23 protein-coding genes and 1 tRNA gene are annotated in these 20,900 nt (G+C 29.8%); 16 read left to right on the top strand and 8 right to left on the bottom strand.

Features of this window, described 5'->3' with window-relative positions; translation table 11 throughout:
- The first annotated feature begins 105 nt into the window (after positions 1 to 105).
- The 8 genes from CHB81_RS11560 (at position 106) to CHB81_RS11525 (ending at position 7,684) form a co-directional block, all read left to right on the top strand.
- Positions 106 to 1,056 (top strand): energy transducer TonB, encoded by a 951-nt coding sequence (locus CHB81_RS11560; RefSeq protein WP_089352034.1) that lies wholly within the window; start codon positions 106 to 108, stop codon positions 1,054 to 1,056.
- 395 nt (positions 1,057 to 1,451) lie between these two features.
- Entirely contained in the window at positions 1,452 to 2,126 is a 675-nt protein-coding gene (locus CHB81_RS11555; RefSeq protein WP_089352033.1) for a hypothetical protein, read from the top strand.
- A 419-nt stretch (positions 2,127 to 2,545) separates the two neighbouring features.
- Positions 2,546 to 3,127: a hypothetical protein gene (locus CHB81_RS11550; RefSeq protein ID WP_089352032.1), complete on the top strand. Its 582-nt coding sequence runs from the start codon at positions 2,546 to 2,548 to the stop codon at positions 3,125 to 3,127.
- A 485-nt stretch (positions 3,128 to 3,612) separates the two neighbouring features.
- The gene (locus CHB81_RS11545; protein WP_089352031.1) at positions 3,613 to 4,467 is read left to right on the top strand and encodes an SPFH domain-containing protein; all 855 of its coding nucleotides are present in this window, start codon (positions 3,613 to 3,615) and stop codon (positions 4,465 to 4,467) included.
- A 4-nt stretch (positions 4,468 to 4,471) separates the two neighbouring features.
- Positions 4,472 to 4,642: an Arc family DNA binding domain-containing protein gene (locus tag CHB81_RS11540; protein WP_089352030.1), complete on the top strand. Its 171-nt coding sequence runs from the start codon at positions 4,472 to 4,474 to the stop codon at positions 4,640 to 4,642.
- A gap of 390 nt (positions 4,643 to 5,032) precedes the next feature.
- A complete protein-coding gene (locus CHB81_RS11535; RefSeq protein WP_089352029.1) occupies positions 5,033 to 5,728 on the top strand; it encodes a hypothetical protein in 696 nt (231 codons plus the stop codon).
- A gap of 102 nt (positions 5,729 to 5,830) precedes the next feature.
- Positions 5,831 to 6,241 (top strand): helix-turn-helix transcriptional regulator, encoded by a 411-nt coding sequence (locus CHB81_RS11530; protein WP_089352028.1) that lies wholly within the window; start codon positions 5,831 to 5,833, stop codon positions 6,239 to 6,241.
- A gap of 138 nt (positions 6,242 to 6,379) precedes the next feature.
- Positions 6,380 to 7,684 carry a M20/M25/M40 family metallo-hydrolase gene (locus CHB81_RS11525; protein ID WP_089352027.1) on the top strand — a complete coding sequence of 435 codons (1,305 nt, stop codon included), beginning with the start codon at positions 6,380 to 6,382 and terminating at the stop codon, positions 7,682 to 7,684.
- 149 nt (positions 7,685 to 7,833) lie between these two features.
- Here CHB81_RS11525 and CHB81_RS11520 read toward each other — a convergent pair whose 3' ends face one another.
- The 3 genes from CHB81_RS11520 to CHB81_RS26860 form a co-directional block, all read right to left on the bottom strand.
- Positions 7,834 to 8,274, bottom strand: coding sequence for a 2-dehydro-3-deoxyphosphooctonate aldolase (locus CHB81_RS11520; protein ID WP_254921066.1), 441 nt, complete (start codon positions 8,272 to 8,274; stop codon positions 7,834 to 7,836).
- A 240-nt stretch (positions 8,275 to 8,514) separates the two neighbouring features.
- Positions 8,515 to 9,444, bottom strand: a complete 930-nt coding sequence (locus CHB81_RS11515; RefSeq protein ID WP_089352026.1) for an ADP-ribosylglycohydrolase family protein — start codon at positions 9,442 to 9,444, stop codon at positions 8,515 to 8,517.
- A 204-nt stretch (positions 9,445 to 9,648) separates the two neighbouring features.
- Positions 9,649 to 9,825 (bottom strand): hypothetical protein, encoded by a 177-nt coding sequence (locus CHB81_RS26860; protein WP_158283898.1) that lies wholly within the window; start codon positions 9,823 to 9,825, stop codon positions 9,649 to 9,651.
- Positions 9,826 to 10,211: 386 nt separating this feature from the next.
- On the opposite strand from CHB81_RS26860, the gene CHB81_RS11510 reads away from it, so the two are divergent.
- Complete coding sequence (locus CHB81_RS11510) at positions 10,212 to 11,354, top strand: AraC family transcriptional regulator (RefSeq protein WP_089352025.1); 1,143 nt, start codon at positions 10,212 to 10,214, stop codon at positions 11,352 to 11,354.
- 126 nt (positions 11,355 to 11,480) lie between these two features.
- Positions 11,481 to 12,371: an alpha/beta fold hydrolase gene (locus tag CHB81_RS11505; protein WP_089352024.1), complete on the top strand. Its 891-nt coding sequence runs from the start codon at positions 11,481 to 11,483 to the stop codon at positions 12,369 to 12,371.
- A gap of 68 nt (positions 12,372 to 12,439) precedes the next feature.
- On the opposite strand, the gene CHB81_RS11500 is transcribed toward CHB81_RS11505, so the two are convergent.
- Positions 12,440 to 12,919: a group II truncated hemoglobin gene (locus CHB81_RS11500; RefSeq protein ID WP_089352023.1), complete on the bottom strand. Its 480-nt coding sequence runs from the start codon at positions 12,917 to 12,919 to the stop codon at positions 12,440 to 12,442.
- Between the two features lie 510 nt (positions 12,920 to 13,429).
- Here CHB81_RS11500 and CHB81_RS11495 point away from each other — a divergent pair.
- The 3 genes from CHB81_RS11495 to CHB81_RS11485 all read left to right on the top strand — a co-directional run bounded on the left by CHB81_RS11495 (position 13,430) and on the right by CHB81_RS11485 (position 15,837).
- Positions 13,430 to 14,266 carry an AraC family transcriptional regulator gene (locus CHB81_RS11495; protein WP_089352022.1) on the top strand — a complete coding sequence of 279 codons (837 nt, stop codon included), beginning with the start codon at positions 13,430 to 13,432 and terminating at the stop codon, positions 14,264 to 14,266.
- 88 nt (positions 14,267 to 14,354) lie between these two features.
- Positions 14,355 to 14,900: a YbhB/YbcL family Raf kinase inhibitor-like protein gene (locus tag CHB81_RS11490; protein ID WP_089352021.1), complete on the top strand. Its 546-nt coding sequence runs from the start codon at positions 14,355 to 14,357 to the stop codon at positions 14,898 to 14,900.
- Positions 14,901 to 15,336: 436 nt separating this feature from the next.
- Positions 15,337 to 15,837, top strand: a complete 501-nt coding sequence (locus CHB81_RS11485; protein ID WP_089352020.1) for a GNAT family N-acetyltransferase — start codon at positions 15,337 to 15,339, stop codon at positions 15,835 to 15,837.
- Positions 15,838 to 16,027: 190 nt separating this feature from the next.
- Here the strand turns inward: CHB81_RS11485 and CHB81_RS11480 are convergent, their stop codons facing one another.
- Complete coding sequence (locus tag CHB81_RS11480; protein ID WP_089352019.1) at positions 16,028 to 16,492, bottom strand: hypothetical protein; 465 nt, start codon at positions 16,490 to 16,492, stop codon at positions 16,028 to 16,030.
- 534 nt (positions 16,493 to 17,026) lie between these two features.
- Here CHB81_RS11480 and CHB81_RS11475 point away from each other — a divergent pair.
- A tRNA-Glu gene (locus CHB81_RS11475) sits at positions 17,027 to 17,098 on the top strand.
- Positions 17,099 to 17,247: 149 nt separating this feature from the next.
- Here the strand turns inward: CHB81_RS11475 and CHB81_RS11470 are convergent.
- Positions 17,248 to 17,544, bottom strand: a complete 297-nt coding sequence (locus CHB81_RS11470; RefSeq protein ID WP_089352018.1) for a hypothetical protein — start codon at positions 17,542 to 17,544, stop codon at positions 17,248 to 17,250.
- Between the two features lie 307 nt (positions 17,545 to 17,851).
- Positions 17,852 to 18,028 carry a hypothetical protein gene (locus tag CHB81_RS26855; protein ID WP_158283899.1) on the bottom strand — a complete coding sequence of 59 codons (177 nt, stop codon included), beginning with the start codon at positions 18,026 to 18,028 and terminating at the stop codon, positions 17,852 to 17,854.
- A gap of 613 nt (positions 18,029 to 18,641) precedes the next feature.
- Here CHB81_RS26855 and CHB81_RS11465 point away from each other — a divergent pair.
- The gene (locus tag CHB81_RS11465; protein ID WP_089352017.1) at positions 18,642 to 19,736 is read left to right on the top strand and encodes an exopolyphosphatase; all 1,095 of its coding nucleotides are present in this window, start codon (positions 18,642 to 18,644) and stop codon (positions 19,734 to 19,736) included.
- Positions 19,737 to 19,908: 172 nt separating this feature from the next.
- Complete coding sequence (locus CHB81_RS11460; RefSeq protein WP_089352016.1) at positions 19,909 to 20,397, top strand: DUF6597 domain-containing transcriptional factor; 489 nt, start codon at positions 19,909 to 19,911, stop codon at positions 20,395 to 20,397.
- On the opposite strand, the gene CHB81_RS11455 is transcribed toward CHB81_RS11460, so the two are convergent.
- The coding region (locus CHB81_RS11455; protein WP_089352015.1) for a transposase at positions 20,389 to 20,900 on the bottom strand (512 nt) is incomplete at its 5' end. The two genes, CHB81_RS11460 and CHB81_RS11455, sit on opposite strands and share 9 nt — an antisense overlap.

Genomic DNA, 20,900 nt, shown 5'->3' with positions numbered 1-20,900 from the left:
GAAATTGGCATCATAAAATAATTAAATTAGATGAGAAAAGTTCTTATGATTGTTTGATTAAAAAAACAAAACAATTTACTTGATTCGAAACAATAAAAGAAATTCATGAAAACAATAATTTTAATATTCTTAAGTCTTTTTTCAATTGCAAACGGTCAAAATCAAAAAACTAATACCGCAGTAAGAGATATTACTTTAAAAATTCCAGAAGGTTACACCAAACGTAAATGGGTGGAGCCATATTCGATTTGCGTACAGGATCTAATTCCTTACAATTACAATTTTGAAAAAAAGGTAAATCAAGTTTATCTCGAAGGTCAGCTGATACCCATTGATGGCGTTGACTTTCAAAATATTCAAGATGGTTATTTTAAAAATCGCAGCAGTGTTTATTATTACACTCGCGAATTTGGATTACAGAAGATTCCAGACATGGATGTGGCTTCAACAAAAACTTTTAATTCCTTTATAGCTGATAAAAACTTCTTATATATTAAAAATTCAAAAGTAATTGGAAGTGGGGGTCTAAAATTAGTATCAGACTATAAAAGTTATAAAGAAGCCGTTTCTTTAAAAAATACGAATAATAATTCATTTGCAGATTATTATCTATTTAAAAACAATAAAGGATATTGGATTATAAAAGTTTCTGATGTCGTATCCTATAATTTTTTAGGAAAAACATATGATCATAAATGGGATATCATTTATGAAAAAGATGAGGATGGTAAATTAGACGATACAATATATAATATTGTAGGTATAGATGTTAAGCCCGAATTTCCTGGCGGAATAGCTAAATTTTATGACTTTGCAAATAATAACTTTAAACTGGAAGAAAAAGATATAGTAGGAAGAGCTTATGCAACTTTCGTAGTTGAAAAAGATGGAAGTTTATCTGATATAAAAATCCTTAGAGATATAGGGTATGGAAGTGGAAAAGAGTTAATTAGAGTTTTAAAGTTATCTCCAAAATGGAGTCCTGGCATTAAAAATGGAAAAAAAATTAGATGTCTGTATTCGATACCTTATACAATAAATGCATCACTTGATTAAGTTGTATTTATCCTTTCCAAATCCTCATGAAAATGGTTCGAGAATTGTCCTGTTAGGGCTACTAATAAATTTAAAAGCCTGAAAAATCTAGATTTCTCAGGCTTTTTTTGGTTCGATAAATTTAACTTTCATTTATCGAAAATACTTCACCCCTGTAATTTCAATAAAACTTGGTTCGAGTCCCGTTTAGTTAATCATAGGCATAATACATTACCAAAAGCAAATTAATTGATCTTCTACAAATTTTATATTTCACATAATTTGTAAAAAATATCACTGGCTATTTTTTTTCTTTTTTTAGCTGAAGAACAAACAGTAGAAGAAATGACAGTAATTCCTCGTTTTGCATTTTAAATTACAGGAAATTAAATAACTTAGCTTTAAATAAAATTAACATGAAAATTATCTGTATTATATTATTGCTTTTTATTTTTTTGGGTTGCAAAAAAAATCTAATAGAAAAAGAAATGAATGCAATGAACGAAATGAATTTCGTTCCAACCAACAGCATGAAAATAAAAAATTTGTTACCCTTTAAAAACCACGAGGTTTGTATTGGTACCTATGTCTTAAAGAATGATTCAATTATCTCACAATATGAAATTGAATCAAAGTACTCATTAATGGTCATAAAACTTAAAAATATTTCTCAGAATTGTACCTTTAATAATCACCAATCAACTAATTATCCAACACCAGGTTATTTTTCTACTATTAACGAAGGTTTATTCGAAGTTAATTTGAGTCCGGAAATATTTAAAGATGACTATAAAATTAATCGCATAGATTTTTTTTCAGATAATGAGATAAATTACCAAGTAAATAATGACACTATAAAAAGCTTTAATCTAAATTTCAGTAACTATATCATCAAAATTAACAATCAAGATTCAAAGGTAATATATAGCAAAATAGAATATTATGGATTAAAAAACATAAATGCTAACATAGTACTTTATAATAATGAAGATAAGCTATATATCTTCATCATGACACCTCTGAAGAAAAACGCTCCTATAGATAAAAATAAATTGTACGATCATCTTTTTGGAAATAATTTATTAAAATAAAATATCTAATTTGTAATTAATTCTAAATAGCTCGAGAATGACTAGTTCAACTTATTAGTAAAAGCTTCAGCGAAATCTGTAGCTTTTCGCAAGGCAAAGTCTAAATTGGATTTAAGTTTTTTAAATCATCTGTAAAATGGTTCGAGAATTGTCCCGTTAGGGCTACTAAGAAAAACACCACTTGAAAAAGTTGGTGTTTTTTCGTTTATAGCACTTTATATTTATGGACGAATTTGGGATCAACACGAAAACCTGGGAGCAACACGAAAACCTGTGGAGCAGCAAAAATTAAGCATAAATATGGATCATGCGCAAAAGTTGGGGATTAAGCAAAAATATTAGTTAATCTGAATAATAAATTTATCTTTCTTAAATTTGCTTCACAGCTGTAATGTTTTAATTTCTAACTTTTAACAAAAATGGATTTTCAGAATAATGAATTTTCAAAAATAGAATCATTAAAATCAACAAAAACAACTTTTATAGTAAAGGCTCTAGGAGCATTTATTTTTATGAGTATAATTTTAGCAATAATTAATTTAGAGATAGTTATTATTGAATCTGCAAGGCAATCTGTTGAATTTAAAATTTCTTCTGCCATACTATCCCTAATTCTTTTATCTTTTTTGATATATGTCGTATTAAAGGGTACAATTACTATCAGAAAAAACAAAATCACCAAAGTAATAGTTGATCAAAATGGTTTACACCATTATAAAGATGAAACAATTATTGAATCCTTAACTTTTGAGTCTTTATATCCAAATCCCGATCAGAAAAATTATGATGTAGTTTTATCTGAGGGTGAAGATGTAGGTTATGATATTTGTGTATATTATTTCGACAACTCCAAAAACACAATAATCTATAAAGCCATTACATTTAATACTCCATTTTCAATATGCAATGCAAAAGAATTAAAAAGACATTTCATAAAGGGCATTTTAAAATTCCGATCCGATTTGAAAGTTTCACCAAAGGTTTTAGATTTATTAATTTAAAGAGTTCATAAAATTCAAAATTGTCTCGTACTGAATTTACCTGATAGGATTTAACTTTAATTCTATTTTTACTTTACAGCAATGTTCAATTAGGGTAGTCAACGAAAAATAAATTTCGCATATAAAGTGGTTAGATTTTTCGATACTTCCCGCTATTAAGAAAAACATCACTTGAAAAAGTTCGTGTTTTTTTTTTCGTTTATAGCTCGTCTGGCTCATATCCGCCGCGGCGGACACAGGTTCAAGTCTTCGCTGTGGAGAACTATTAAGACAAAGCTTCAGAGAAATCTAGAGTTTTTTTTGTTTTAAGTCCTTTTTGATTTTTTCAAGAACACAAATTGCAAATCTGTTTTATCGGGATTATTTATCCTTTAATTCAACCATATCTTTTATTTTTAGATTTATAAAGTATAAAAAATGTTTTCACATTAAAATAATACATATCTTTATGATATCAATTTAATATCATTTAAATATTACTCATTATGAAAACAGAAAAAGTTTTAATACCCTTTAATGGCTATTTGGTTGTTGTCATTCTATTACTATCAATAGCAGTAGCGCTTTATGGTTTTATCTCAAACAATATGATATTAGCAGTAACTTCACTTCTAATATTTATTCTTTTAACCAAGGGGTTTATCGTAATAGGCCCGAACAGCTCAAAAGTTCTATTATTGTTTGGAGATTATAAGGGAAGTATTAAACAAAGCGGTTTGTTTTGGGTAAACCCTTTTTATAATAAAACGAGTTTATCCTTGCGTGCAAGAAACTTTGAAAGCGAAAAAATTAAGGTTAATGATAAAATGGGGAACCCTATTTTGATTAGTGTTATATTAGTCTGGAAAGTTAAAGATACATTTAAGTCTACGTTTGAAGTTGATAACTATGAGGGCTTCATTAGAATTCAAACAGATTCGGCTGTTAGAAAACTTGCAGGTTCTTTTCCATATGACCATTTTGAAGATGAGAGAGCAACCGTAACATTAAGTACTAATTTTGACGATGTTAACAAAGCGCTTGAACATGAAGTTACACAACGATTAGAAATTGCCGGAATAGAAGTAATAGAGTCTAGGATTGGATATCTAGCCTATGCTCCTGAAATTGCTCATTCGATGTTACGACGACAACAAGCATCGGCTGTTGTTGCTGCACGTCATAAAATTGTAGAAGGAGCTGTTGGCATGGTTGAAAGTGCTTTAAAACTATTAGCAGATAAAGAAATTATAGAATTTGATGAAGATAGAAAGGCAACAATGGTAAGCAACTTAATGGTAGTACTTTGTGGCGATAGTGAAACTAAACCTGTAATAAATACTGGTACTTTAAATCAATAAAAAGATGTCTGAAAAAAAGTCATTTGCATTAAGAATTGATTCAGAAACGATGAAAGCAATTGAAAAATGGGCTAATGATGAATTTCGTAGTGTCAATGGTCAGATTGAGTGGATGCTTAATAATAGCCTAAAGAATGCAAAAAGATTAAAGGAAAAAAATGAACAAAAAAAATAAAGCATAAAATAATTATGTAAACTAGGACTGCAGTTAAGTTCTTTTTCTAATAATCATTTACTAAATATCTCATTTTTTTTAAATCATCTGTAAAATGGTTTGAGAATTGTCCCGTTAGGCTACTAGTAAAAATTAAAAGCCTGTATTTTCAAAGAAATTTGGTTTGAGTTCCCTGTTCCTGCTACTAAGTAAAAGCTTCAGAAAAATCTGGAGCTTTTTTTGTTTATATTTACTTTTATAAAACAATCAGTATCGTTTATTATACTTTGATCCAGATTGCGAGTGCGAAGTTAGGAAACATTAATAGCTTTTCATAAAGAACTCCAAGAGAACAAAAAATTAATAAACCAATACTTTGATTTCTTTTTAAATACTTTAAAAATCAAAAAAATGGGATATTGGCGTACTTTACATTTATTTGACGACAAGAAATTCTACAAGGAGGTAGTTCCAGAACTCAAAGGAAAAACTGGTGATTTAACTCAATCCTGTCTGGAATTTTTAAAGCATTATACTACTGGAGGTATTTCTCATTTATCTACTGAAAAACTAAATAGTCTTGTTGAACAAAATATTCAAAGAATTATTTCAATTTCGAACTCACTTGACGAAACTTTCAAAATTCACCATGAATTTCATAAAATTACTAGTTATGATAATCAAAATCTTTTTTTAAGCAGTTTAGACGGTCATTATGAGTTCTGTAAATTTTTGGAATACTATTTATTTAAGACTTGTGCTGACTTCAATCCGCATTTAGGACTAGGTAAAGGTGGCGTATCCCGAAATTTTAATATCCATATAAAAACACTCTCTTATAATATTATTGAGGAACTTGATGATTGGAATGATTTTTTATCTCAAGATAGTATGGGTATTACAAATTGGATAACAAATGAAGATATTCAACTTCTTTTTCTTGATAAAGAAAATTTACACTTTGAAGACAATGACCTGGCAAAAGCTTTTCTGACATTACTGGATGTTGCACATAAGAACAAACTTGGTTTTATTATGGGAGTAGATATGAGAGAAAGCGAATTGGAATTACTATCAAAAAACAAATTATTAGTTAACGATTTATAGTTGCACAAACCCAATTTTAGATGATATATTTTTATCTTTGAAATTCAAAATTTTTAAGCCAAATGGCTTTATCTTTGAGCCTTTAGAAAATTGATAATCATTATGGAACAGAAAATACATCAGGGAAGAAACGTTAAACGTTTTAGAGAAATGCTTGGAATCAAACAAGAAGCATTGGCTTTTGATCTGGGAAATGACTGGAATCAAAAGAAAATTTCTATGCTGGAGCAAAAAGATATAATTGAAGATGATATTCTTAATCAAATCTCGGAGGCATTAAAAATTCCCGTTGAAGCTTTTCAGAAATTTGATGAAGAACACGCCGTGAATATTATTTCTAATACCTTTAATATCGAAAAAGATGCCTATATAGGAAACGCTAAGCCTGTATTCAACATTAATTCTGTTGAAGAATTAAAAAAACTTCACGAAGAAAAGATTGCTTTGTTTGAGCGCATGCTGAAAGAGAAAGATGAAATGATGGCAAGACTTGAAAAATTAATCAATAAATAATCATTAATAAAAAACATTAAAATAAAGCTTCAGAGAAATCTGGAGCTTTTTTCGTTTATAGCAATTTGCATTATGGAAATTTTGCAAATAATTAATGTACTTTTGGTTTAACCAAAATATTATTTATAAAAGTAAAATATGAAAAAAATAATTGCAAGTATTTTTGTTCTAAGTCAATGTTTTAATGTACATGGACAATCAATTGATAAAATTATTACGAACAAAGAAGTAACTCGTGTAGAAAAAATACTTTCGGCTGATGACATGCAAGGCAGGAGAACTTTTACTCCCGGTATTGACAAAGCATCAGCTTTTATAGAATCAGAGTTTGCAGCAATTGGTTTGAAAACTTTCAATTCAGCAACGAATTATAGACAAGAATTTTCACTGACTGCCTCTAAAGCAGTTTCTTCAAAAATTACTATTGATGGCAAAGAAATAAATAATAATCAAGTTGTAACATTCTCCTACCTTCCTCAAGTTTCTTTAACTGAAAAAAACGATATTTCTATTGTAAAAATCAATAAGGGCGATAACTTTGGCGTGAAATTTAATGAATATTATAAAAGTCCAAAAAATCTTTTAGTACTAGTTGACCCTTCATTTGATAATATTTTACCAAATATTCAACATATTGATCGAATAAATGCTACTCCTGGAAACAATACGATTGTGTTTGTTTTTGGTACCATAGAAGCGACCTCTTTTTCTGTTGAATTAACGAATACAATCTCCAAAAAAACATTGAATAATGTTGTTGGAATATTACCCGGAAAAACTAAACCAAATGAGTATGTGATTTTTTCAGGACATTATGATCATTTAGGAGTAGGCTCTCCTGAAGAAGGTGCTCCGCATCCGGCAACAGATTCTATTTATAATGGTGCCAATGATGATGCCGCCGGAACAACAGCAGTAATTATGCTCGCGAAATATTTTAAAAAACAAAATAACAACGAGCGCACTATTATTTTTACCACATTTGTAGCTGAAGAAATAGGTGGTTATGGAGCCAAATATTTTTCTAAACAGCTTGCACCAGAAAAAGTGATTGCAATGTTCAATATTGAAATGATAGGAACAGAATCTAAATGGGGTAAAAACTCTGCTTACATTACAGGCTTCGAAAAGTCTAATATGGGGCAGATTTTACAAACTAATTTAACAGGAACAAATTTTACATTTTATTCAGATCCTTATCCAGACCAACAATTATTTTACCGCTCAGACAACGCTACGTTAGCCAAGCTTGGAGTTCCTGCTCATACCATTTCTACTTCAAAAATGGATAATGAGTTAACGTACCACACAGCCGATGATGAATTTGAAACGTTGGATATTGATAACATGACCCAAATAATAAAATCAATTGCATTAAGTTCTTCTTCGATTATTAGCGGAAAAGATACGCCAACAAGAGTAAATACTACTCAACTGAAATAATATAAGTAAATTATAAAGAATCGAAAAAGCACTAAAAATGATTGGTTTTCAGTGCTTTTTTATTATTTGTCTTGTTCTTTACGCTACGTAAAGTCAGCGACATTTTTGCAGCTTTTCATGAAACCTGATCAATTCCAGACTCAAAAAAATCATTTTTTTGAAGTTAAACCTGAGGGAATCATTAAACTGTCTTTATCATACATATTGATGTAAATCTTTAAAGTATCTGTTATATCTTCCCAATATATTTTATAGATGTCAAGCGAGCCCTTAAAGCCCTTTTCCACATTTGGAGTTTCAAAAAGGCAACAGCTTCCTTGTCTATAAAATCTCACTGTTTCGCCATTTGGTCCTTTCAATGCACTCAAAAATCTCCGTTCGTTTTTTGGTCCCATACTTTCGGAACGACCTCCAACCTTAATTGGATTTGATTCCGTAAAGCCATAACTTTTGTCAGAACTTTGGGTAGTTATATGAAAGTAATCCAGTTCAACCGGTCCTTCTTTTTCTAAAAGTATTTTTTCTAGTCGTTCTTGTTTATTATTACAGGAAAGAAATAACAACAAAATTAAGGGAAGATATATTTTCATTAGTGTATGTGTTTAAAATGCTATCTAATGTTCTAATACTATAGCGATTTTGGAACTAAATCAAGTTTATTCTTCACATTTGCCACCCGAGCTATAGCGAATAGGTGAAGCAAATCATTCCAAATACAAAACCAAATTTCCATTAACTCAATTGCCTAAATCTGTTGTAGCTGTTATGAACAGTTTTACTTTATTTCAAATTGCCTTACCATCCAGTACTTTTAATGATTGTTAATCAAGTTATTCATTTTTTCTAAATATACTTTTGTCGATACTTTCTACCGAATTTGTCCAAGAATAAGGAATCTTTAAATCATCTGATGACATTATAGACATTCCACCTACCATTGCACAAATAGTATCTCTGTCACCTAAAATAGATACTGCTTTCCAAAGTCCTTCTTCAAAATTTTGTAAATTATATGCCGTACACCAAATTGCAAAAGGTACTGTATCTTGTGCAGTCATATTTATACCATTACCTAAAATGCTTTTTACAGTCTCAATATGATAATTGTAGGGTACGCTTTTAGATTTTGAAATCTTCGACTTTGTGTCACTATCTGGTAATTCTTTTAAAATTTTATCTATAAAATCAATTGGTGTTAATACACACCTGTCAAATTTCATTTGAGTTGTCAATGCAGTACCAATTGCAATCGCAATAGCGCCTGTAATCGCTTCAATATTTGAATGAGTAATTTCAGCTGATTTTATTGATAATTCTTTCACTTTTTGAAAATTGTCGAAATGGAAAGCACCAATTGGACAAACTCTCATTGCAGCTCCATTTCCCATTGAACCTTGTCCGTCAAATGCTCTTTTTGATACTTCCTGCCAATTCTCACCGTTTTGAACTTCTCTTAACAGCCTTCTCAAAGTTGCACCATAACCTCTGTTTGTATCTAAATCGTGATTTATACAAAACTGTTTTAGTAAGTTTTCCTGGTCTATATCGCCATTTCTTTCTAATTCATCAAAAACAGCAATTGACATTACTGTGTCGTCCGTAAATTCCCATGTAGTTTCAGGTATCTGTCTTAAATAAATACTTTCTGAAATTTTATCTAAATCGCCAAAAAAACTATCCCCAAACGCATCTCCAATTGACACTCCTAATAATGATTTCTTTGCATTTTCAATTCGATATGTATTATCAATGTGGTCCATAATTGTCTTGTTGTTATAATATGAGGTAACGTTCTGGCGCTACAAGCAGACTTGGGACTAAACTAATCCTATTATTCGAATTTGCCAAATCATTCCAAATACAAAACCAACTTTCCTTTAATCCAATTATCAAATCAATTGTAAAAAGTGCTAACATTCGGTTTTATTTATCAATTTCTAATTCATCCTTTGCTAAATAGAAGATTAACTGTTTCCATTGCCACCCATATATTTGTCATTCGCAATATTTAATTTCAGCTCATTGAAAAAATAATTTCCATCATCATTTTCTGAGTATGGATATTCTAATGTTCCAATTGCTTTATTTATATCTTCTCCTATCTCAATTTTTATGTTTTCAATAGTTAATTCAATTCCCATTTGAAATTCTATTTCGCTAAGTCTATTTTCACTACTATAATTAAAGAAAAATAAGTTTTTCTCATTTTCAAAGTCTTGAAAGAGAAAGATGAAATGATGACAAGACCTGAAAAATTAATCAATAAATAATTTCCGAATAATTTTCATTCATATCTGAAAATATTAAATTTAAGAAATAATCATTTATAAAAACATCAAAATAAAAGCTTCAGAGAAATCTGGAGCTTTTTCGTTTTACCCCTCTTTTTCAACATCCTGTTGCGTTCACAAGCGGGCTAATTTTTTATTAGAATACCAATTCAAAAGAAAACACTTTGATTTGTATATATTTGTTTATTTTATCATTCTCAAAAAACATCAAACACATATATGTATTATTTTTTTTAATGGATCAACTAATCAGCTTCTTTGTTGCAGGAACGACTTTATTACTGGCATTTTTAATCTTTGCTAATATTAATCAAGTAAACAGTAAGGTTAATCGATGGTTTGGTTCTTTTATTTTGTGCATATTCCTTATTCAGTTTAATGACTTATTAGAAAAAACTGAGTTTTTAAAAATACGAATGCCCATAAATGATTTTTTGGCATTAACGGATTATATAGTAGCCCCGGTTTTTTATTTTACTGTTGCTTATTTTGTTAATCCTAACAGAAAATGGCGAACGAAAGATAATTTGCATTTTGCATTTGCTTTTATAATGCTATTTTTACTTTTAGTTTCAGCCCTCATTAATCTAGAGCAACCTTCGACTGATGCTGATAAAAAAAATGCTGTTGTAATCATTACAGTTTTTAATTTAATTTTTTGTTTTCAGGTTATTACTTATGCTATTATGGCGTACAGAGAAATAACTACTTATCAAAAAAAATTGTTTCTGTACACTTCTAACATGAATACTATCAACTTAAAATGGCTACAAAAAGTAGTGATATGCGTGTTGATAATTACTGGTCTTTGGTTAATTGATATTTTTTTTAAATTAGCAAAAACGAGTGTTTTATTTGACAATTTTGCTGGTCTGGTTTATCTTGTCTGCATTTTTATTATAGCCTATTTTTCTTTAAAACAAAAAGAAATTATACCGCTTAATAATGAAGAAAAAAAAGAAATTGACATCCTTATAAATGAAACTTCCGGATTGAAAAGCAATCAGAAAAAATTGATTTCTGATGATGAATTAAAAGAAATGAAATCAATTTTACTTCAGGTAATGGATCATAAAAAACCTTTTTTGGATCCGGAGTTAAGCTTATTTAAATTGGCTTCACAATTGAATATTTCAACTCATCTGCTGTCTTATATAATAAATAAAGGCTGTAATGAAAATTTTTATCAATTTATTAATACGTATCGAATCGAGGAAGCAAAAAAAATGATTCAGGATTCTAATATGGAGTATTTGAGTTTAATGGGAATTGCTTTTGAAGTTGGTTTTAATTCTAAAACAGTCTTTAATACTACTTTTAAGAAAATGACGAATCAAACTCCATCTGAATTTAAAAAAGCAATCCTCGCTGTGGTATGATTTTTTACAAACAGGAAATTTCTAGTTGTTTTAAATAGGTTCGGATTCATAAATCAGAACTTTTTCATGGTAAATAATACTAATATTTGTATCGATTTTACTTTCAATAAAAACTAAAAATTACAAATGACCTTAAGAAAAAAACACCGCGAATCAAAGCTACACAAAGCTATTATTAGATTATTATGTCTTTTAACTTTTATAATTTATACGTTCTCTTTTGTCTCTTGCTCAGATGATGATAAAAAAGATTCTCCCGAATATCCGGGAACTGTAATCGATTTAGGAACACATAAACTGATGACCTACATTGTATCAAAAAAATCAAAATATTTAGTTGTTTTTGAATCTGGTCATGGAAACGATCATACGTCGTGGTACAGCACCGGAAAATCTTCGGAGATCTTGTCCATATCTAATTTTTTAGATTCTGACGTTTTATTATATGATAGAGCTGGTTACGGAAAATCAGAATCTGACACTGAACCTAGAAATATCAATAAGTTAAGAAGTGAACTTGAAAAGGTCATAGATAAATTTGCAAACGACAGAAAAGTAATCCTGGTAGGACATTCATTAGGTGGATTGATTATTAGAGATTTTGCTATAAAAAATCCTAAAAAAGTTGCCGGCTTAGTATTTGTTGATGCTTCTCACGAAAAGTACAACCATTTTTCACAGAGTCAAATAGACTCATTTTATAATACTTATAAAGCTGCTTATGGTGAAAATTCGGGAATAGCATTAGAAACTCTTCAATTAATAGAAGATTTTAAATATATGGAAGGATTACCTAATTTGCCTGACGTTCCGGTTATCGCAATAACAAGTATGAAAATTGATGCCGAACATGATTCAGCCGATAGACAATTATGGTACGACTCTAAGGAATCACTTAAGACAGGAGTAAAAGATTTTACACATATAAAAACAATAAAGTCAGGACATTTTATTCAACTTGATGAACCTAAACTTGTTTTAGGTAACATCAGGTTATTGTTATCAAAACTACCTTAAGATCACCTATTCGGCATCAAATCCTTATCCCCAGGCGATGATGAAAATTTTTAGATGTTTCTTTTATATTAGTTTTCATTTGAAGTATAAGGCCCGCCTGTTTCTCCCCAACCCCATTTAGGCATAGGCTCATTTGATGCCATTGAATTTTCTGTAAGTTGTGAGTTGATAACTGCAAGCCGTGTTCCCCATTCAATGTAACCTACAAATGCAGAACGAAACTCCGGGTCGCTTTTTAAACCTACTTCATCTGCTGTCTGCAATAAAAGATGTACCCAACGCTGGCGTTTTTCTTCGGTCAGCATTTTGCCAATATGTTTGCCAATCATAATAGAATGACTTCCTTTATCTTCGGTTGTATAAAGTTTGTCACCACCAAATACTTCCGCGACAAAATGTGAAACCTGTTTTATATGCTCTTGTGACATATTTATAAAAACTTCGCCTAATAAATCATCTTTCAAGACCTTGTCATAAAACTTTGTAAACAAAGTTTCAAAAGTTTTCATATCACCTGCCCATTCATAAAGTGTCGGTATATTTTTCATTTCTTAAAAATTTTAGAGTGTCTCACTAAAAATGAACGCTAACGTTCTCGCGCTTTGCCGTGTTTGGAAATTTTGAAACCGAATATTTTCGACTAAACAAAAATACAAATTAAAACGATAATTCTCGCAAAACCCAAATACGGCAAAACGTATGTTATAGGCTAAAAAACACCTCTTTTTCTCATAATTTTTTTTTAAATAACCTTGATGGGATTTGAACCAGAAAACTTAATACTGAAAATTATAAGTTTTTTTCTTCAAACAAAATATTACAAATCTGCAAAATCAAATTTTACGATGCACATGCTATAATTCTAATATAATATTCAATAAACTGGTTAGATATTTAAATACTTCCCGCTACTAAGAAAAAGCCTCAAAGAAATCTGGAGCTTTTTTGTTTTGGATTACTTTGAAGTAACTTTGCGTTCATAACTGAGACGCTCGCACCACAGGAGGAGTTTTTTTGTTTATATTTATAAATCCTAAGAGATACAACTAATTAATATTATGAATACCGTAATACTTCCAGACGAATTGGGTTTAGAAAATTCTCAGCTTGTTGAAATTTTTAATTATAGCACTTCACAAGAGATATCTAAGCAGCAAATCATTTTAAATCAAAATATCTTTAGTTTTTTACTTGAAGGAACAAAGGAAGTTTTTTTTGATAATTCGGCTATAGCCATAAACGATTCTAAATTTCTGGTAATGAAATCAGGAAATTGTTTGATGACTGAAAAACGTTCCGGCAATTCTAATTATAGAAGTGTCGTTTTATTTTTTAAAAATGAAATTGTATCAAAATTTATTCAAAAAAATGAATTGCATAAAATCGAATCAAAAGTATGTAAATCAGTTTATGCTTTTGAGTATGATGAATTTATAAAGCGTTTTGTATACAGTTTACTGGATATCTCAAAACTTTCAAAAGATTTACAAAAGAAAATGCTGGAAGTTAAGTTTGAAGAAATCATGTTCTATCTAATAGAAAAGTACGGAACTGATTTTCTTTACTCCTTGGCTATAAACAGCGACAATGCTACACAAAAATTTACTACGATTATTGAAAGCAGCCACCTGAATAAATTGACTTTGAAAGAATTGGCCTTTTTGTGTAATATGAGTGTGTCAACATTCAAGAGAGAATTTGAAAAACATTATTCAGAATCGCCCATAAAATGGTTTCAAAATAAAAGACTTGAATTTGCACAATATTTACTGCAACAGGAACAAAAAAATCCATCTGAAGTTTATTTCGAAGTAGGTTACGAAAACTTATCGAGCTTTACACAGGCTTACAAATTAAAGTATGGCGTAACGCCAAAACACCACCAGAAAATCTGAGCTTCTGGCTATACTTTTTGAACCTTTCCCTATAGTTTCTTTTACCTTACTGAATCTAAATTTGTTTAAAATTTTAATTCAAGATAAAATGAAAAAAGCAAATCTAATTTTGGTGTTATCCTTAATTTTTACAAGCACAATTTTTGGTCAAAAAACTTTTACATTAACCAGTAAAGATCTGGGAGGAGAAGCCTCTAAAACACAGGAATTCAACGGATTTGGTTGTTCAGGTGAAAATCAATCGCCGGAATTGCTATGGAAAAATGCTCCCGAGGGAACAAAAAGTTTTGCCATAACGATGTATGATCCTGATGCACCAACTGGTAGCGGATTTTGGCATTGGGTTGTCTTTGATATTCCCGCAAACGTAAATGAATTGGTAACCAATGCAGGAACAAAGAATAATTTAATTCCTAAAGGAGCTATTCAAAGTATTACAGATTACGGTATTAAAGGATTTGGCGGACCTTGCCCACCAATAGGCCACGGATTTCATGAGTACATAATAACAGTTTATGCACTTAAAACGGATAAACTTGGAACCAACGAAAATACAAATCCCGCTGTTGTAGGTTTTAATCTTTGGAATCAAACAATAGCAAAAGCAAGTATTGTTGCTTATTACAAGCGATAAAATTTAAATATTATAGTTTCAGCATGACCCTGTTCCCGCTACTAAAAAAAAACACCACTTGAAAAAGATGGTGTTTTTTTAAATTTAGCTCGTGGGTGGGTCTCATATCCATCGCCTCGACGAACTACTAAGTAAAGTTTCAGAGAAATCCAGACCTTTTGTCGTTTGTATGACTTTGTATTTTTGTCTACCTGAGCGGAGTCAAAGAAAAACAACGATTGTCAAACAAGAAATTTAGACACTCGTATCATTTTGTAAAATCTCTTTTTTACATGCTTTAGATGAATTACGCAAACTCATAGCACACTTTGGAGAGTGGGGAGGTTTGTTCTGGTTATTTATTTTCTGTAAATTCGTCTGCATTTACAAAAGAAAAATTGGCTATTAATTTTAGCAAAGAACTTCTAAATTATTATCACACTATTAACTATAATCGATGTCTACTCTTTACCAAAGCCCAAGAATAATTATTCGTGAATTTTTACCTCAGGAAAAACAAACATTTTTAGATCTTTTTAAAGACAATCAAGTTACGCAATACCTTCCTAATGCTTCACCAGAAAGATATTTGGAGATGTTTGATGAATTGCTTGAAAATTATGAAAAGAAAAATCTTAGCCGCTGGGCAATATTCGATGCTACAAATAATAATTTTATAGGAATATGTGTTGCTCGTATCTTTGTACATAATACAAGCCAAATAGAAATAGGATATGTACTTAGTAGGGAATATTGGGGAAAAGGCATTGCGACAGAAGTATGTAAGGCTATAACTCAATATAGTTTTGCAAATACAAATACGAAAGAAGTTGTAGCTATAACAGATCTCAGCAACAGCGGATCACAAAATGTATTGCAAAAAGCTGGTTTTAAACGATTAGATAATTTAATACGAAATCAAGAAGAACTAGCTTATTTTAAGATAGAAAGAGTGTAATATACATTCTCCATAAACCATTCATTGCAAATATCTCTAACTTTCATTCGATTTAAGGTTTTAAAAACAAAAACGCAAAGTCAAAGACATTTGTGCTGCTTTTCACGATGAACTCTTTTGAAAGGGAGTTATAAATTTTATCGAAAATCCATAATAACTTATAGCTAGAAAAACATCCCGCAAAATCTGATTATTGTTTACTATCGAATATTGCTAAAACTTCTTCCTTAAAAGATGCTTCATGAGCATAAAGAGAATCATTTCCCAAAACATATATCTCTTTTTTTGTGAAGCCCGCTTTCATAATCTCTGTGGTATCTGTTACTTCTTCATCAAAAAAAGCTTTTATAGATCCTTTAAATTTTTCAGAATAACGAATCTTGTAAAATTTTCCAATATTTTTAGAAAAAGCAACAGGAGGATGTCCGCCTTCCCCTTTATATCTTACGCCACCTATATTAAAACTCAAATAATTAACTTGACCTTTTTTAAATCGGCGGTGTGAGATATATTTTCCAACGGTAATTTTACCATTTAGCTCAATATCTTTTCTTATAACATGTCCTTCAAAAAGTAGAAATAAAAAAAATAAAAAAAACAAGATTATAGAAACTATAGAAATCACACCAAATATTTTAATTCCTATTGCTTTCATAATTATTCTTTTTCCTAATTTTTCGAGTATAATATTGAATAAATATCTTTAGTTGTTTCAAACTTGAGATTTAAAAAACTCACTTATAAACCATCCCAACGCTAATCAAATGCCGTTGACTTTACGTCATTTCAAACAAATATAATTCAAAAATGGAAACTTCATAAAATCTCTGACTTTAAAACTGATTTTCTGAGAATTTGAAATAGTATTCCCTAAATGAAATAAATTTGAAACAACATTAATTAAAATTAAGGATTAAAAACATAAGGAATATTCTTTCAAAAAAAAATATTTTTCAATTTAAATATTTTTTTTTCATTTTAATAAAAGAAGAAAAAAAGAGGTTTTACTCCTATTTAAACGTAAAATAATCAATTATTAATCAAATAAATACACTATACTTAACTCCATTTATTTGTGATTGATTATTCTTAAATGTGATATTTTTAGAATATTTAAATTAAAAATTTTCAAAAATCATTTTGTGTATCTCAAAAATAGTTGCACTTTTGCACCCGCATTACAAAAGTAGGCCCGTTCGTCTATCGGTTAGGACGCATGGTTTTCATCCATGTAAGAGCGGTTCGATTCCGCTACGGGCTACTAGCACAAAGCTTCAGAGAAATCTGGAGCTTTTTTTATTTTAATTATTTTATGATCTTTTTTGGAACATATCAAAAACCTGTGGAGCAGTAAAAAGATGGACGATTTCAGGATTCTTTATTATTATCTACAATAAGCAACTCGTTAATTTAGCTTAGTAACTCAAATTTATCCACAGGAAACAACTGAAGAACAACTTCTAAAATAAGAGCCACATCGATTGTTGGATTCTTGATCGTCTTTGAGATTTTTTGCGATTCAGTATCTAATCCAAGAATGCATAATTTAAGCATGTTGGAAATAACACAACCAAGTTCTCCATAATTTAATAATTTGATTTCGGCAGTATAATACTCTGTATTATCAACTGGCATCATTAAAGTATTTAGATACCTGCTCATTAATTTTTTAAGATATTCTAAGTCTTTACTTTCTTTAGTTTCCATTACTTTATTTTAAATTATTTTTTCATTTTATGATAATTCAAAGGTTGTACTATTTTTATTCAAAATGGTTATCTTATATGATAACCAGCAAAATAGATTAAAAATAGTTGAAAGATTTTAATTTTCTATTTTATAAGAAAGTATGCGATATTGAACTTTTTAAGTTTTAAAAACCAAAAAAAGTCACAATACTATAATCTTAGTTTACGATTCATAAAAGCAAAAAAAAAAATGCGCAAAGTCTAAAAAGACATTTGCGCAACATTTATTATAATCCTCCAATGGCGGAGAATTTTAAGACTCTTACTTAAAAACAGCCTTGTCCATTTAATCTGCAGATTCCTTCAGGGCTTCCGGCAAAACAGCAGTAAGCACCTGGTTTTGGACAAACACCATCAACACAAGCCAAACCGCCTGTGATACTTCTTTTTTCATTTTTGGTCAATTCTGTTACTCCTTTTAGGTTTAAAATGTTTTTTATCATAACATAAAGTTTTAAAAAATTAGTTAATACCTCAAATCAATTAAAGACAATTGGGGCTTTTGTCTATCCTTGCGCAAGAATTTTTTATATATTTTTACTATTAGATTAATTACTTTTTATGCTCTTCATTTTCTAAAAAATCACTTAAAAATTATTCTACATTATCTTAACCTACCCAAAGATATACAATTATTTCTTACAAAGAAAAAATAAAAAAACATCTTTTACATTCATAATGAGAGCAATATACACCTTCAGGTAAATTACTTTATTGGTTTTTAATATGGAATATGATTCTCAAAAATCCAGAAAAAATCTCACCGTTTTATATTCAAAAGTTGTGAAAATAAATGATTTATTGCTTCTTCTTTACTAAGTTATTCTTTTTCAATACGTTATAAATTATCATTAACTTAAAAAAATGGTAACAATAATTTAATCCCATGTTTTCTTAATAACTGCGTTTATGTTAGTAAATGTTTTTATAAATTTGCAATCTTATACGGAAAACCGTTATTTTCAATTTAAAATTATGACTTTCACACAAATACCACAACCTACTACTTTAAAGTCTTATTCAAAATAAATAATACCCTAACTACAATTAAACACAATGCTTAAAAAAAACAAACCCCAAATTTTATTTTTTATTCTTTTAAATTTATTTTTTTCCATTAATTCATTTTCACAAAAAAATGTTTATGCCGGAATTGAAATCGGACGCAGAGCAATTAAAGTTTCTGTTCTGGAAGTAAATAATATCAAAAAAGCTGATTATGATATTCTTTATTTCGCAAATGAAAGAATTAGTCTTGCTGATCATATTGGTTCTTTGGGAGAACTTCCTCAAGAAGATATCAATAAAGTTAGTGTTATAATTGTTGATCAATTGAAGAAAATAAAAGAGGATTTTAAACTTCGCGATGAAAACATTTTTATAGTTGCAGCTCCTGTTTTTTCGTCTGCTCGTAATATTGATGTTTTAAAGAATAAAATTAGTTCTTTAACCAGTAAAAGTTTTGATATTATTAATGTCAACGAAGAAGCTAAAATGCTAGTTAAAGGTGCTATACCTCCTGTTGATTATTCTAACGCTTCACTACTTGATATTGGTGCTCAAACTACTAAAGGCGGATACATTGACGAGCTTGAAGATAATAAATTGGAGTTTGTACCTTTGGAGCTTGATTTTGGTACAATGACACTTACTGATGCGGTAAAGAAAACGGTTGTAAATCCAAACCAGGCAAATGATATGTCAACATTTCAGGAAAAATCTTTTGATTTTAACCCTGTTCTACGCAAAAAGATTAAAGAAATGCTGGATGCAAATCCTCTTTTGCTAAAAAAGGAAAAAATCTATTTATCGGGTGGAGCTGTATGGGCTTTTGCAACGCTTTATTATGATGAAGATATTAAAAATCATTATATTACACTAACTCTTGAAGATGTTATCAATTATGATGCAATCCTGAAAAATAATTTTGTAAAGTTTACAAACCTTGCTAAAACTAATAAGGAAATTGCAAGAGTTTTAAGCACATATGACCAGAAATACCTTATTTCGGCAAACAATATTCTTCAGAACTTCTTGGAAAGCATTCCAAATTTAGAAACAAAGAAAGTATACTTTGTTAAGGACGGACAAGTAACATGGCTTATGTCATACATTGCAGATCGTTCTAAAAAAGTAAATACCAATTTTTAAGTATTCTACTTTACAACATTACTAAACAAAGCTTCAGAGAAATCTGGAGCTTTGTTTGTATATAATAAACTTCTACTTTCTCCCATCCTAAATTCTACAAAATAGTTTTTTATAACTTTGTTTCATAATCTTACAAAAAAGCCTTTATCTTCATGACTAACACATTCAAAATATGCGATCTCTAAATACTTTACATCAAGAATTTGAAGTTCCCGAAGAATTGCAGGATATGATTAAATGCTTTTGGTATGACAAAAGTGATTTTGGAGAAACAGAATCAAGTTTTGAAATAATGCCGGATGGTTATGCTGAGATTGTTTTTCATTTCGGAAATCCTTGCAGTATTTCTATCCATGGAGATTTTCAGCCGTTACCATCGCCTTTTATAATGGGATTACTCAATCAGCCTGCGGTTTTAAGAACAAAAGGTTATTTAGAAATTATCGGAATCAGATGTTTTCCGTGGACGGTTTTTGATTTACTCGATTTGCCTTCTGAGAAAAATGCTGCCTCTATATTAAAACATCCAATCCCCGCTCCCCGAAGTCTCCCCTTTACACATGCTGCGCAAATGTCTCTGACTTTGCGCCATTTATTAAAATTTAATCAGAAAAACGAAAACCTCTCAAAGTCTCCGACTTTAAAACTAAACTTAATATAAATTATAAAGAGTTATTGATCTCGGATCTAAAACATTTACTATTGGATTATCAACTTTTTCAATTTCCAATAATCCTGAGTCATTAACATAATTACATGCACTAGAATAGATATATTCTGAAGCTTTTGCAACCAATCCGGCTCTCACAGGATTCAAATGTATGTAATGCAACTTAGACCACATAAATTCTGTTGAATAAATTTCTTCCGCATGATTGCCATATTGCCAAAATTGATATTCTTTATTTCTCTGATGAGTTTGCGCTGCCAATTTAAAACGTTCCAAAATCCATTCTCGTCTGCTTTCTGGACTATTTTGAATTTTTTCTAAAATATTCTTCGCCATAAACTTTTTAAAATCTCTTATCAAATCTGATAATTTCCCATCTTCAGATTGTACAATCATATGAATATGATTACTCATAATTACATAACCGTACAAAATCATTCCTTTATTTTTAATACAATAATCTAAGCTTTCAATTACAATGTCTCTATAAGTCT

Origin of the sequence: Flavobacterium sp. ov086 (assembly GCF_900187965.1) — a bacterium.
Classification (GTDB): domain Bacteria; phylum Bacteroidota; class Bacteroidia; order Flavobacteriales; family Flavobacteriaceae; genus Flavobacterium.
Note: the sequence above shows the minus strand (reverse complement) of the source record. Positions and strands in the feature narration are given on the sequence as shown.